This is a genomic window from Vagococcus allomyrinae, assembly GCF_017829975.1.
Taxonomy (GTDB): domain Bacteria; phylum Bacillota; class Bacilli; order Lactobacillales; family Vagococcaceae; genus Vagococcus_D; species Vagococcus_D allomyrinae.
On record NZ_JAEEGA010000016.1, the window covers coordinates 16,040 to 28,913 of the forward strand.

Annotated in this window: 11 protein-coding genes; 4 read left to right on the plus strand and 7 right to left on the minus strand. The window is 42.9% G+C overall.

What is annotated here, in order from left to right; translation table 11 throughout:
* Positions 1 to 53: 53 nt before the first annotated feature.
* Together I6N95_RS20330 and I6N95_RS20335 are read left to right on the plus strand one after the other, a co-directional pair.
* Positions 54 to 2,282 (plus strand): alpha-galactosidase, encoded by a 2,229-nt coding sequence (locus tag I6N95_RS20330; RefSeq protein ID WP_209531189.1) that lies wholly within the window; start codon positions 54 to 56, stop codon positions 2,280 to 2,282.
* A gap of 20 nt (positions 2,283 to 2,302) precedes the next feature.
* On the plus strand, positions 2,303 to 4,354 hold the full coding sequence (locus I6N95_RS20335; protein WP_209531190.1) for a beta-galactosidase: 2,052 nt from the start codon (positions 2,303 to 2,305) through the stop codon (positions 4,352 to 4,354).
* A gap of 198 nt (positions 4,355 to 4,552) precedes the next feature.
* On the opposite strand, the gene I6N95_RS20340 is transcribed toward I6N95_RS20335, so the two are convergent.
* The 3 genes from I6N95_RS20340 to I6N95_RS27530 all read right to left on the minus strand — a co-directional run bounded on the left by I6N95_RS20340 (position 4,553) and on the right by I6N95_RS27530 (position 8,732).
* Positions 4,553 to 5,872: a glycoside hydrolase family 18 protein gene (locus I6N95_RS20340; RefSeq protein ID WP_209531191.1), complete on the minus strand. Its 1,320-nt coding sequence runs from the start codon at positions 5,870 to 5,872 to the stop codon at positions 4,553 to 4,555.
* 273 nt (positions 5,873 to 6,145) lie between these two features.
* Entirely contained in the window at positions 6,146 to 8,281 is a 2,136-nt protein-coding gene (locus I6N95_RS20345) for an LTA synthase family protein (protein WP_209531192.1), read from the minus strand.
* 316 nt (positions 8,282 to 8,597) lie between these two features.
* Entirely contained in the window at positions 8,598 to 8,732 is a 135-nt protein-coding gene (locus tag I6N95_RS27530) for a hypothetical protein (protein ID WP_283809005.1), read from the minus strand.
* A 183-nt stretch (positions 8,733 to 8,915) separates the two neighbouring features.
* Between I6N95_RS27530 and I6N95_RS20350 the strand changes: the two genes are divergently transcribed.
* Positions 8,916 to 9,407 carry a GNAT family N-acetyltransferase gene (locus I6N95_RS20350; protein ID WP_209531193.1) on the plus strand — a complete coding sequence of 164 codons (492 nt, stop codon included), beginning with the start codon at positions 8,916 to 8,918 and terminating at the stop codon, positions 9,405 to 9,407.
* Between the two features lie 87 nt (positions 9,408 to 9,494).
* On the opposite strand, the gene I6N95_RS20355 is transcribed toward I6N95_RS20350, so the two are convergent.
* Positions 9,495 to 9,974: a GyrI-like domain-containing protein gene (locus tag I6N95_RS20355; RefSeq protein WP_209531194.1), complete on the minus strand. Its 480-nt coding sequence runs from the start codon at positions 9,972 to 9,974 to the stop codon at positions 9,495 to 9,497.
* A gap of 105 nt (positions 9,975 to 10,079) precedes the next feature.
* On the opposite strand from I6N95_RS20355, the gene I6N95_RS20360 reads away from it, so the two are divergent.
* Positions 10,080 to 11,039 (plus strand): helix-turn-helix transcriptional regulator, encoded by a 960-nt coding sequence (locus tag I6N95_RS20360; protein WP_209531195.1) that lies wholly within the window; start codon positions 10,080 to 10,082, stop codon positions 11,037 to 11,039.
* Between the two features lie 87 nt (positions 11,040 to 11,126).
* On the opposite strand, the gene I6N95_RS20365 is transcribed toward I6N95_RS20360, so the two are convergent.
* The 3 genes from I6N95_RS20365 to I6N95_RS20375 form a co-directional block, all read right to left on the minus strand.
* A complete protein-coding gene (locus I6N95_RS20365) occupies positions 11,127 to 11,279 on the minus strand; it encodes a hypothetical protein (RefSeq protein WP_209531196.1) in 153 nt (50 codons plus the stop codon).
* A 115-nt stretch (positions 11,280 to 11,394) separates the two neighbouring features.
* Entirely contained in the window at positions 11,395 to 12,084 is a 690-nt protein-coding gene (locus I6N95_RS20370) for a M23 family metallopeptidase (RefSeq protein WP_209531300.1), read from the minus strand.
* Positions 12,085 to 12,098: 14 nt separating this feature from the next.
* Complete coding sequence (locus I6N95_RS20375; RefSeq protein ID WP_209531197.1) at positions 12,099 to 12,731, minus strand: TetR/AcrR family transcriptional regulator; 633 nt, start codon at positions 12,729 to 12,731, stop codon at positions 12,099 to 12,101.
* Positions 12,732 to 12,874 lie beyond the last annotated feature (143 nt).

Sequence of the window (12,874 nt, forward strand, 5' to 3'; positions counted from 1 at the left end):
GGCGGGTTTTTCGGTCCCTCTCTAGTAAAATTCAGCCAAAAGGATAGAAAAAAATGATTGAAATTATTAATGATCAATACTTTCACTTGAGAAATGATCAGGTGAGTTACTTGTTTTATGTCATGAAAAATCAGCAGTTAGGTCACCTGTACTACGGGGCTGATTTGGGAAAACTAACAGAAGCTGATTTAGCTTATGTCATGGAACGAAACAATAAATCGGCGGGAACGGTTAAGTTTTATCAGGATGATAGCTTTTTTACCTTAAGCGATCGACTTCAAGAGTACCCTGTTTATGGTTCAACGGATTTTAAGGAAGGGGCTATCGAAGTCTTTAAAGGTGAGACTCCCCTTTATTTGGATTTTCACTATCAGGATTATCAAGTTGTGAAAGAAAAAAAACGGGAGTTAGCCTTTCCATCAAGCTACGCCGAACAAGGAGAAGCTGAGACCTTGACCCTTCGCTTGCTTGATGCCAATCACCAGCTGGAGTTGCAGTTGAACTATACGATCTTTAAGGAATCCTCGGCGATTGTCAGAAGTCAAGAAATCAGAAACTTAGGGGAGGAGAGCGTGACCATTCAAAAAATGTTGAGTGGGGTGTTAGAGATTCCTAATGCTAACTACGACTTTCTTCATCTGTCTGGGGCTTGGTTAAAAGAACGCCACTTAAACCGACAAGGGATCACCCAGGGGACGGTTTCAGTAGGGTCTTTAAAAGGGGCTTCTGGTCATCAACATAATCCCTTTATTGCCTTGCAAGAAAAAGAGGGAACCTTTTCAACAGGGAAGGTTTACGGTGTGAATTTAGTTTATTCCGGTAACTTTATCAGTCAGGCTGAATTAGATGAGTGGGATAATCTGCGAGTGATGTCAGGTATTCATTCCCAGCATTTTTCTTGGGACTTGAAGGCTCAAGCTTGTTTTAAAACACCAGAAGCGGTTTTTGTCTATAGTTCTCAAGGGTTAAATGGCATGGCCCAAAGTTTTTCCCGTTTTATTGAGCAACACATTATTGACCGTCAGTGGCTAACTAAGCCGCGACCGATTGTCTTTAATAACTGGGAAGCCACTTATTTTGACTTTAATCACGACTCCCTAATCGAATTGGCTACTACAGGTAAGGAATTGGGGATGGAATGTTTTGTCCTAGATGATGGCTGGTTTGGTCAACGGAACACCGATCGCGGTTCTTTAGGAGATTGGTACGACGATCGTCAGAAGTTCCCTCAAGGAATCGGGGCTTTCGCTGAAGATATCCACAATTTGGGATTAGAGCTTGGTATTTGGTTTGAGCCGGAGATGATTTCGCCGAACAGCCAGTTGTATCAAGCCCATCCAGACTGGGTCGTTCGTCATCCTTATGAGCGCTATTCCGTTGGTCGGGGGCAATACGTCTTAGACTTTGCTAATCCAGCAGTGGTTGAAGGCATTTACCAGCAGATGAAGATCATTATTTTGGAGACGAAGTTGTCTTATATTAAGTGGGACATGAATCGCAATATTACCGAAGCTTATTCGGAGTATCTGAACAGCCAAGGGATCTCCCAAACGGAATTTTTCCATCGCTATATCACAGGGGTTTATCAGCTGTATCACAAGATCTTAAGCGATTTTCCAGAGGTGCTAATCGAGGGCTGTGCAGGTGGTGGCGGTCGCTATGATTTGGGGATTCTTTTTTACAGCCCACAGATCTGGCCGAGCGATGACAGTGACGCGGTGGAACGGTTGAGTATCCAGTCAGGCACGCTGTTGGCTTATCCTCTGTCCACTTTTAGCAATCATGTCTCCGCCAGTCCCAATCACCAAGTTCAACGAGTGACCTCATTGGAGATGCGTCACGATGTTGCGTTATTTGGGCCGACGGGTTATGAATTGGATTTGCATGACTTGTCTGAAAGCGAAAAAGCCAGCATTAAGACGCAGATTAGTTTTTATCGAGAACATCGCCAACTGCTGACACATGGAACCTTTTGTCAGTTGATGGAAGCAGGGCGTAATGAAGTAGCTTGGGGCGTTCGTGATGCTCTGGGGCAAGAGGCCGTTATTGGCTTTTACCGGCTGTTGGCCAAGCCTAATGGAGCTGCCATGGATTATTTACCTATTCCCTTTGTTTCAGAAGAGAAAATCTATCAGATTAATGGCAAGGAAAAAGTTAGTGGGCGTTTCTTAAAACACGTCGGCCTTAAAAAACCGTATCAATTTAACGGAGCCAATCATGATCAGGCTCAATTAATCGGTGATTTTCAATCCTTTATCTATCATATTGTGGCAGTCAGTTAATCAGGAAGAGGTGCAAGAGCATGGTAAGATTTGATCGCGATCAACGCTTTTTACATGGAGGGGATTACAACCCTGATCAGTGGTTAACTGATCCAGACGTTTTAAAAGCTGATTCCCTGATGATGGAGGCGGCGAAAGTAAACACGGTGACTTTAGGTATTTTTTCATGGTCCCAACTTGAGCCACAAGAAGGCGTCTTCGATTTCGAGTGGCTTGACGAGGCAATTGAGATGATCTATCAAAAGGGTGGCAATGTTATTTTAGCCACGCCAAGTGGCGGTAGACCTCAGTGGTTAAGTGAGGCTTATCCAGAAGTCAATCGGGTGAATCACTTAGGACAAAGACACCATCACGGCTTTCGTCATAACCACTGTTATTCCTCACCTGTTTACCGCGAGAAGGTTCAAGTGATTAATCGTCACTTGGCGGAACGTTATGGCAATCATCCGGCCTTGGCCATGTGGCATATTTCCAACGAATACTCCGGTGAGTGTTTTTGTGAGCATTGTCAAGAAAATTGGCGCCAGTGGTTAAAACGTAAATACGGTACCTTAGAAGCGATCAATCAAGCGTGGTGGTTAAACTTTTGGAGTGGTCGCTACAGTGACTGGAGTCAAGTGGTGGCCCCCTCGCCTTTAGGGGAGCATAAAGTGCATGGCATGGATTTGGATTGGCAACGATTTGTGACAGACATGACCATTGATTTTTATTTGGCAGAATTAGCGCCGATCAGAGAGCTAACACCTGATATTCCCGTAACGACTAATTTTATGGCAGAGGGTCATGCTGATCATGATTTTATTCCGTTGGAAGGACTCGACTATGGTGAATTTGCCAAACATGTTGACATCGTAAGCTGGGACAGTTACCCAGACTGGCACAACACCTATGAAACCACGGCTAAAACCGCCATGAAATCAGCTTATGTTCACGATCAGTATTGGTCCCTGAAGCAACAGCCTTTTTTAGTCATGGAATCAACACCCAGTGAAGTCAACTGGCATTCTTTTAATAAATCAAAACGCCCTGGCATGCATATGCTAAGTTCTATGCAGCAATTGGCCCACGGTTCAGACAGTACCTTGTATTTTCAGTGGCGTAAATCTCGCGGTAATTCTGAAAAATTCCACGGGGCCGTCGTTGATCACGATAATTCCATGGACAATCGCGTGTTTCGTGAAGTGGCGGAGTATGGCAAACGCTTGGAGGCCATTGCGGAAATCAAAGGAAGTGGTAAGGAGGTTCGGGTGGCCCTTGTTTTTGATTGGGACAGCAATTGGGCCTTAAAACGGGGCGGCGGTTTTGGTCGGCCGACGAGGCGCTATCCTCAAACCCTGCAAGAGCATTATGGGGTCTTTTGGGAACAAGATATTCCAGTCGATATCATCACTTCAGAGCATTCCTTTGAGCCCTATGATTTGCTGATTGCGCCGATGCTCTACTTAATGACCACTGAAACCATGGCGAAATTGCAAGCCTATGTGGCTCGTGGTGGTCGGTTGGTTTCTAGCTATTTTACCGGCTTGGTTAACGAAACAGACCTACTTTATTTTGGCGGTTGGCCAACCCCTCTCCAAGAATTGTTTGGAATAGAACTACTGGAATTGGATACGCTCCATGAAGATCAGCATAATCAAGTCAGGTATCAGCAGCAGCTTTATCAAACCAAAGATTATTCAGGTGTGATCAAGGCTCATGACAGTTTAGTATTAGGCACTTATGAAACAGAGTTTTACAAAGGCACACCAGCTGTGACGAAAAAGGCCTACGGTCAAGGTGAGGCCTATTATCTAGCAGCTAGGACGGGGATGGATTTTCTAAAGGACTTTTACGAACCGTTGATAGAAACTTTAGCCTTATCTAATCAATTGGTGAGTCAAGGTTCGCCAGAGGTTTCGGTTCAAAGCCGCCTTGGTCAGACCGCTCGTTATCACTTTATTATGAATTTTGCTGAAGAAAGTCGCAAAATCAGCCTTAACCGTAGCGTGACTGACATGGAAAGTCATGAAGAATTAGTGGGAGAGCTGTTGTTAGGGCCCTATGAAGTGAGAATTGTCAAAGAGTTGCGCTGAGGGTAAGAAAAAAGTCAAAGGGGCGCTGGTCAAAACCAGCGTCCCTTTGGCTTTTATGGGATTATAAGAAACTAACTATATAGAGACATCCCGTAAAATAATCCAAACATATAGTTCCATTGGATTATCGGCATAATGACGAGCGAAGAGTGGTACTTTCAGCTTCTCTTTAGCTGGAAGTTTAACGACTGATCGTCATTATTTAATAGGAACTATATAGCTTTTCCAGATGACTTCTATTAGCAAAATCAAAATGATTCCAATCGAGATGATGGTGGCCAAGGCCCGTGAGAATTGTTGACGATTGACTTTTTTGCCTTTGATTTTTTTAGGGATCAATAAGCTGCCAATTTGGTTGTAAAGCAAGGTGATAATTAGGATGACGATGAGTAAATAGCTTTCCTTTTGCTGCCACCAGCGGATTGTCGGGGTGGTTATAGGCCTTTCAGGGGCCAAGGCACTTTCTAAAACCCGTTGATTGTCCACCAAGGTTTGGGAAACCACGTCGATCAAACGGTTGCCACTGGCGATCGGATTGTCGTGAGTTGGTGTCCAAATCATGACTCCTAAAGCGCCGGAATCAATCGTATCTTGGACTTTACTTTTAACGGTTTGCTTGCTGTTAAAGCGGTAATAGGTCTGGCCGACTAAGACGTTATCAGTTGTTAAGGCTTTTTCGTTACTGCTGACCAGCTGGGCATAGGTCTTGACTGAGCCGTCGTCAGCTTTGCCATAAAAAGGAATGCCACTGACAAGTTTGCCCATGGCTTCACCGCCCATCAACGTACTCCAATACCTTAAATTTAGGGTTTGCAAAAAGAGTGGCGAATGGTGATCACCGGCGCTGACTTCCCCGTCATAGGACATGATATTCACCCAATCGGCTTCATGAAGTGCTTTTGGGGTAAAGTGTTGCGACCAGTCCATCAATTCCCGTCCATTAGCGGCAACCCCAGTAGGAACGCAGATCGAAAGAGCCGTATGGCCATCTAAAGCGTCAGCTAATGCGATAATAAAGGTCTCAAATTGTTGAGAAAATTCAGCTGCTGGATATTCCCAGTCAATATCGAGGGTATCCAGTTGATATTTTTTGGCTGTCGAGACCAGTTCTTGAATAAAATTATCGAGATTCTCGGGACTTGTGGCACTCTCAAAAGCTTTATCATGGCCCCAGCCGCCAATACTGACGCCTACTCTAACGTTGTGAGCATGCCCTTGTTTAACAAAAGAGAGCAGGCGGTCAGGACTGCCGCTGCCAGAAAAGGCCAAGCTCCCATCGGCTTGAGGCAACATATTAAAATAATTAAGATCACTAAATTTCGTGAAATCAATGGTGCTCTCAATTAATTGAGAGTCGTAGTCGGGAAGATAGCCAACTACTTTAAATCCTTTTGGTAATTCATCAGCACTGGCAAAAATCGGTATAAATAGACTCCCCAAAAAAAGAAACGCTAGCCAGCCTAGACGTCTCCATTTAACTTGCTTCCCCATATATTCTCCATTCTGCCCTTTTGCCATGAATCCTCCCCCGGATTATAGACAGCAAAAAAGGCCCCTCAAAAGCTGAAGGTAATTCCGTCATGCTATTTATGATTGGCCTGACACCTCAAGACTCTCCCTTTGAGTGAGTTAACCGCGAGGCGACTAAGGTTGTGTTAGCCAATCTTTTTTATTAAGGTCGTTTTTCGATTAGCATATCATATCATGATAAGGGGTGTTTAAGCAACTTTCAGGCTCTCTTTTAATCGACCACACAAAAACAGTTCCTGATGATAAAGGAACTGTTTTGGGCTATTTATGACTGGAAGAACTGGTGACTTCTGCGGGTTGATCTGAATGGTAATCTTGATAACTTTTGCTCTCATATAAGTCAATGGTAGAGTGTTGCCCGTTTTGGCTGAAAAGACTGGTTGAGTTAGTTCCTAAGGCTGTTTCAATGGCCTCAAGTTGTTGGAGTTGATTTTTATACCGATACTCTTCAGGGACCACTTCCTTTAAGCCGTTGTCATAATAACGCAGTAAATCGCCATTGGTCATTAAGTCAGAGGTTGCTAACTGACGTTGGACCTTTTGTCTTAAGTGGCTCACGTCTTGGGTTAATTCCTCCCCTGGATCGAGAACTAACTGCCCCGTTTGGTTTAGGTAGATGTTTTCTCCCAGAACGGTGTAGGCTGGGGTCACAAAGTTACCATTTCTAAAGGCGACTAGTTGTTCATTTTCTTTAGAAAGTAAGTCTTGGCCTAATTGCAAGTATGGAGAACTGTCAATCCCTAGCAGACTGAGCAAGGTCGGCAAGACATCGACTTGACCACCATAGGTTGTATCAACACCACCGTCAGAGCGACCGGGCAGATGAAACATCAAAGGGACCCGCTGCATCTGGGCATTGTCAAAATTGCCCCACTGCATCGGCGCTTTACCAAGTAATTCCGCCAAATCGGTGTTTCGTGAGTCTGAGATGCCGTAATGATCGCCGTATAAAACGATCAGTGACTTCTCATAAAGGCCACTGGCTTTCAAATAATTGAAAAATTCTTCAACCGCCTTGTCAAGGTAGTTGGCAGTGGCAAAATAGCCGTTAATGGTCGTGTCTTTTGTATGGGCTAACGGGAAGCCACCATCGCCATCGTCAAAGGTTGCATAGGGATAGTGATTAGAGACGGCGATCATTTTTGTATAAAAGGGTTGTTGTAAATGTTCCAAGTATTGAACGGATTGTTGGAAAAAAGGTTTGTCATGCAACCCGTACTGAAAGGAATTGCTTTTTGTCACATCGTAGGATTTAGCGTCAAAAAAATAGTCGTAGCCGAAGCGTTTATAGGTTTCATTGCGATTCCAAAAACTACCAGCATTGCCATGGAAGACGGCACTGGTGTAGCCAGCTACCTGATTTAAAATAGCGGGAGCGGCTTGGAAGGTATTTTTGTCACCAAGCTGTGTAAATAAGGGACCTTGTTCCAGTCCGAAAAAGGAGTTTTCCAGCAAGGTTTCGGCGTCGCTTGTTTTGCCGGCTTTAACTTGGTGAAAGATATTTTCAAAACTAAAGGTCTCTGCTCCGTGAAACAGGCTATTTAAAAAAGGGGTCACCTCGTGTTCAATTCCCTGCTGATCTTTTAATTTGTAATCAATGACAAATTGTTGCAGGCTTTCTAAATGGATGTAGATCACATTGCGATTGGCAGCAATGCCAAAGGTCTCAGGATTGGCTTTAGCGTGGTGAGCAGTGACATACTCCTTGATTCCCACAACATCGTTTTCACTGGCTTGAGCGCGGTTTTGATTTGCTTGATAGGTTTGGATCCCATCGTAAACGGTGAAGACATTTATCCCTAAATACTTGACGATATGGCTGCTGGAAAAGGTCCGCTGCAAAAGACCGTAGCGACTAGACTCGGCCAGTTGCAAATTCCCCCAAAAAAGTAAACAAGCCAAAGCGGTAATCGCCATAGACCAGCGCAAGCGAATCGGTGTGGGGTTCATCGTAAGGCGTTTAGTGGCCAGTAGCAAGGCTAGTAATGGAATGTCCAAAAGGTAGAGGAAGTCATATAGTCGCAACAATCCCAGAGCGCTTTCACCTAAACCTGAAGCGACTTTGCCTGCCCCGAGGATGGTGTTGATCGTCATAAAATCAGTGAACTCCCGGTAGTAGAGGATGTTGCAAAAAAGCAAAAGACTTAGGGCTGAGTAAAGCAGCATCATCACAATATAAGACCTTTTTGTCTTTTTGATATATAAGGCAGTCGCTAATAAAAAAATCGTTGTCGCGAAAGGATTAATCAACAAGATAAAGTATTGGAGGCGATCTTCGATTCCCAGATTGAAGTCAACGTGATAAGCGAAGAGACTTTTAGCCCAAATTAAGCTGACTAGCAGCACAAAAAAGCCAAGCCGGGTCTGTAACCAGTTCAGGTAGTGTTCTTTTTTCATGATCTCCCTCCTTTTAGTGAAAGCCAAGTGCCCCAGTCTGTTGCTAAGGGCTATCTACTATCTGATTATACGGACTCCCTCGTGATTTACAATGGTTTCTTGCTAATCTTAATGAAAAAAGCCTTCTTTTTCTTTAAGAAAGCTTTTTGGTTAAGGGATTCAATTTTTGGGTAGTGACAATTGAAGTCTTTCAACAAACGTGATAAAGGCTCCGACAGCCAGAGTGGCAATGATAAGTTTTAACAAGTGGATCACCAGCTTTCTATTCGTTTAAGAGGGAAGCGTCTTAAGATATTCAGTATTTTTCCAAGGGTAATTAGGCGTTTTTTGAGCAAGGCGGGGCAATCGGGATATAACTGTGACGAAAGGCTGGTTTTCTTTTAGCCGATGCTAAAAAGGCCAAGGCTGTGATCGAAAGGGCGCACAAGGCGACTATCTTTTTGGTTTTCATAAGAGCTGACTCCTTTGAGTTGGTTGGTATTAATGTCATTATAACGGAAGTTAACAATCAATGATATTAGACTAAAGTAGTATTATCAAAAAAAAAGTCAGATAAGCGGTCAAGGGTGGCGAAATTTGCCGATAAATGAGATACTGTTTATCGAAACGATCGAACAACTTAATGGAGGAACAAATGAAACTAGTAATAAATCACCCAAAACTGGCAGATTTAGCCACGATTATGACCATTGAACGAGCTGGCTTTTCAGCAGAAGAAGCTGCCACAGAGGGGGCTATGGCGGAACGGATCACTTTGATCAACGATACCTTTGTTGTCGCTCGCAATGAAAAGGCGGAGGTGATTGGCTATGTGGTAGGTCCTGCTTTTGATCAACGCTACTTAACCGATGACTTATATGATGAACTAACCCCGAATGATCCTCAAGCGCCTTATCAAACGGTTTTGAGTTTGGCCGTCGCGCCAGACTATCATGGACAAGGGCTGGGTAGCCTGCTTTTATCTCGTTTGGCGGAGATCGCTAAGGCTCAGCATCGTCAGGCTATTACTTTGACTTGTTTAGCAGAGTTGGTGCCGTTTTATGAAAAAAATGGCTACCAAAATGAAGGGATTTCCGACTCGACTCATGCAGGTGAAATTTGGTACAACATGGTATATGATATTTGATGCCAGATGGCCGTTAAAAAACGTCAGGAGCAGATCTATTGATCCGTTCCTGACGTTTTTATTATCTAGCCCGCGGTAATGTTAGGATTACTGTTTGACGACAGGGAGCCACATTTCGCCGATAAACATGCCGTCGCGGGTGCCTTTTTCAACAGAAGTATTCGGGCCACCGACATAAGCTACTTCGCTAACTTCTCCGAGCACCTTTCCAAACGCCAGATTTGTCAGATTGTTACTCAACTCTTCGGAGGTGCTGCCTTCCCCTGGAATCACTAAGTAATCGCCTTTAGGGAATTGAATGAGTCTGGTTGCCTCAGGTAATGTCTCTTTTGACATTACCCCGACATAGTACATCATTTTGTTGTTGATGGCTTCATTGACGATAAAAAAATCATCGTTTAAGGCCACCTTTTTTAATCTGTCAATCGTGCCATCTGCTTGAGCTTGTGCCAGAAAGGCCGCTTTTTCTTTCGCAATTCCCATAAAATCAGTATAGTCACTTTTTAGTTCAACACCAAAACCTAACACTGTAAAACTCGCTTTTTCTTCTATCGTGTAATTTGCCATTTGGGTTTCCTCTTTTCTTTTGAGTCAAATGGTTTCTTTCACCATCTGATAGGTTTATAATAACCTTAAATCATGTCAAAAAATGACACTGTTTAGGAGCTGAACATGAAAAAAGTTGAACGAATTAATACCATGATGCGTTATATTAACAATCGCGCTCACTTCACTATTTCTGATATAATGGCGGAATTTAAGGTATCGCGCTCAACGGCGATTCGCGATGTTAATGAAATTGAAAGCATGGGGATGCCCTTAGTCTCCGAGGTTGGCAGAAGTGGCGGCTATTTTGTGATGAACAACTCTTTTTTACCAGCGATTCGTTTTACAACTAATGAGGTTAAGGCGCTGTTTATCGCCTTTATGGCCACAAGAAATCAGCAACTGCCTTATTTAAATAGCCGTCAGTCTTTAGCGGAGAAGTTGCTTGGTCTAATCCCGGAAAATCAACAAGATGAACTGGTCATTTTAAATCAGTTGTTGCTGTTTGAAGGGACAAATCCCCATAATCCAGATTTACTTGACTTGGCGGATTTTCCTCATCCGATGTTGGAAAAGTTAATTCAAACATTGTTGATTGACCGTTATTTATTGCTTAGTATTAAAGAACAGGGAAAGGAGCGTTCTCTGCCGATCTATTTGTTGCATCTGTACAGAGAAAAAAGCAGTTGGTATCTAGAAGGGTTAGATTTAGCGACTAAGATCAAACAGAGCCTTCCAGTAGACAATATCGAAAATGTTGCGCTTTATGAGCCGCCTAAAAGGATGAGTGCTAAAAAAATACAAGAGGTAACGAGAGTAGCAGAGGTAAATCTGATCATTGAACTAGGGATTAAGGCGATTTTACAATTTAAAAAATACAGTCCTCATGGTCTCTCTTTATCCTATCTGGATCCTTTTCAAAGGAAGGCGCTGTTAAAAACGTTTGTGGCAATCAATGATCCAGACACGTTGGAGGAGTTGGCAAACTGGCTGTTATTTTTAGGTGAAGATCTCACCATTCGGCGCATGCCATCACCTTTGCTGGCGCTTTTGAAACATCGAAAAATTCCGAAGATTGAAGAATGATGAAGGTGGAAAAAAATAAGCTTTCCTAAAGGACGGTTTCAGTCGTTTGGGAAAGCTCATTTAAATTTTAACTGACTGGCGGGGGACTTACTTTCTGCCAGCACGACGACTTCTACTACGCTCGTTACTTCTTTTGACGACTTTTGTTGCTGCGACGGTTGAAAGAACACCACCGCCGAGTGCTTTATCAGTGACTTTTTTGGCCGCTTTATACTTAACTGCAGATTTCAAAATACTCATGATAGGTCACCTCTTTCTATAAGGTAAGTATATCATGAAGAGCGTGAAATAAGGGGAGTTTAGGGTTCATAAAAGAGTGGGAAAATATCCTGTTCCTTCCAGTTGTAAGCGATAGTCAGTCACCGTTATAAAATCTAATTATTTCTTGGTCTGAGGGGATTTGGTTAGTGACGTTTTTCCAGACCCCCTGTTGATAGCGTTGATACTCCTCAAATTGACAAGGAATGCCGTTAGCCTTTTTAAGATTATCGCTGTCCATAACTTGAAAATGTAAGTGTGGCGATGTGGAATTACCAGAATGGCCAACGTTCCCTAAGTAATCGCCTTGCTTCACCTTTTGATTGACGGAAATAGTGAGCGAATTTGTCTGCAGATGGACAAAGGCCATGTAGACATCATTTGAGCATTTCATAATCAGATAGTTGCCAGCGATTAGCCGATAATCGTCCTTGTTTTCATTAAACGTCAGCGTTTTTCTGATAGCTAGAATGGATTCTCTTAACCAATGAACATGTTTCCTTTCTGCAATACCATCGACGACTGCCACGATTTCGCCATCACAGGGGGCATAGATCTTTTCTCCCCAACAATAAAAATTTTTAAGTGGTATCCCAAGTAGCAGAAATTGTAAGAAACTCCCAGCGTAGTCTTTGTTGAGATTTTTTCGATCAACTTGTAAGAAATCAAAGGCGTATCTTAAGCCCATTCGATTAGTCCCGTGACTCGGGACTTTTTTGGCGGGCGTGGTTGGCGCATGCCATTCTCCTCTTAAAGGAAAGCCAATTGTGATCGGTCTGTCACTCATTACTTTAGTCATCTTTAAGGCTCCTCTCCAGAAAGATAGAAGATTTTTCGTAACTCCTCAAAATACCCGTCAAGCGTGGAGATGATTTTCTCTTCATTGAGGTGCTGTCCATCTTGATTTTTAAGGTCGGCTAAAATTTGATTCGTAAAGCCGATATTAGACCAGAGAATAAACTGTTTACATTTTTCGATATCTAAATCAGTGCGAAATTTGGAGAGATCGATGCCGTCAAAAAGCTGAAAACATTCAGAGACCTTTTTCTGGCGATCAGTCTGCTGGATTCTTTTATTTATTTCGGCGGAAGCTGATTCAACAGATAGGTTATCAAATGCCAGGATCCAGGGATATTGTTTGATTAAGTCTATTTGAAGCAAGTAGGAGTCTTTTAAACGGTTAAAAAGGTCTTTCTCTTGCAAATTGATTTTACCGTAATACTCCTTGGCTAAAATGTCTTCAAAGTAGTCATAAAGAAACAAAAACAGCTCTTGCTTATTTCCAACATAATGGAACATTAAGGCTTTGGAGATTTTTGCGTCTTTGGCAATGACGTTTGTTGAAGCCTCATCGTAACCTTTGGCCGTGAACTCTTTTAAAGCCGCATTTAGTAAGGCTCTTTTTCTTTTTTCATCTAACTTGGCCATATTCATTGGATCACCTCTTTCTAAAAATAATGTTACGATACACATCTTGTTAAATGATCAAACAGATAATTCGCATCATCATCCGCCAAGAGTGGTACTTTCAGCTTTTTTTCTGGCTGAAAGTTTATTAGTTGAAGCGATTCTTGCCA

Bases quoted from the DNA above. Each gene is read 5' to 3' on its own strand.
- I6N95_RS20330 (WP_209531189.1), top strand. From the start codon at position 54: ATGATTGAAATTATTAATGATCAATACTTTCACTTGAGAAATGATCAG.
- I6N95_RS20335 (WP_209531190.1), top strand. From the start codon at position 2,303: ATGGTAAGATTTGATCGCGATCAACGCTTTTTACATGGAGGGGATTAC.
- I6N95_RS20340 (WP_209531191.1), bottom strand. From the start codon at position 5,872: ATGGCAAAAGGGCAGAATGGAGAATATATGGGGAAGCAAGTTAAATGG.
- I6N95_RS20345 (WP_209531192.1), bottom strand. From the start codon at position 8,281: ATGAAAAAAGAACACTACCTGAACTGGTTACAGACCCGGCTTGGCTTT.
- I6N95_RS27530 (WP_283809005.1), bottom strand. From the start codon at position 8,732: ATGAAAACCAAAAAGATAGTCGCCTTGTGCGCCCTTTCGATCACAGCC.
- I6N95_RS20350 (WP_209531193.1), top strand. From the start codon at position 8,916: ATGAAACTAGTAATAAATCACCCAAAACTGGCAGATTTAGCCACGATT.
- I6N95_RS20355 (WP_209531194.1), bottom strand. From the start codon at position 9,974: ATGGCAAATTACACGATAGAAGAAAAAGCGAGTTTTACAGTGTTAGGT.
- I6N95_RS20360 (WP_209531195.1), top strand. From the start codon at position 10,080: ATGAAAAAAGTTGAACGAATTAATACCATGATGCGTTATATTAACAAT.
- I6N95_RS20365 (WP_209531196.1), bottom strand. From the start codon at position 11,279: ATGAGTATTTTGAAATCTGCAGTTAAGTATAAAGCGGCCAAAAAAGTC.
- I6N95_RS20370 (WP_209531300.1), bottom strand. From the start codon at position 12,084: ATGAGTGACAGACCGATCACAATTGGCTTTCCTTTAAGAGGAGAATGG.
- I6N95_RS20375 (WP_209531197.1), bottom strand. From the start codon at position 12,731: ATGAATATGGCCAAGTTAGATGAAAAAAGAAAAAGAGCCTTACTAAAT.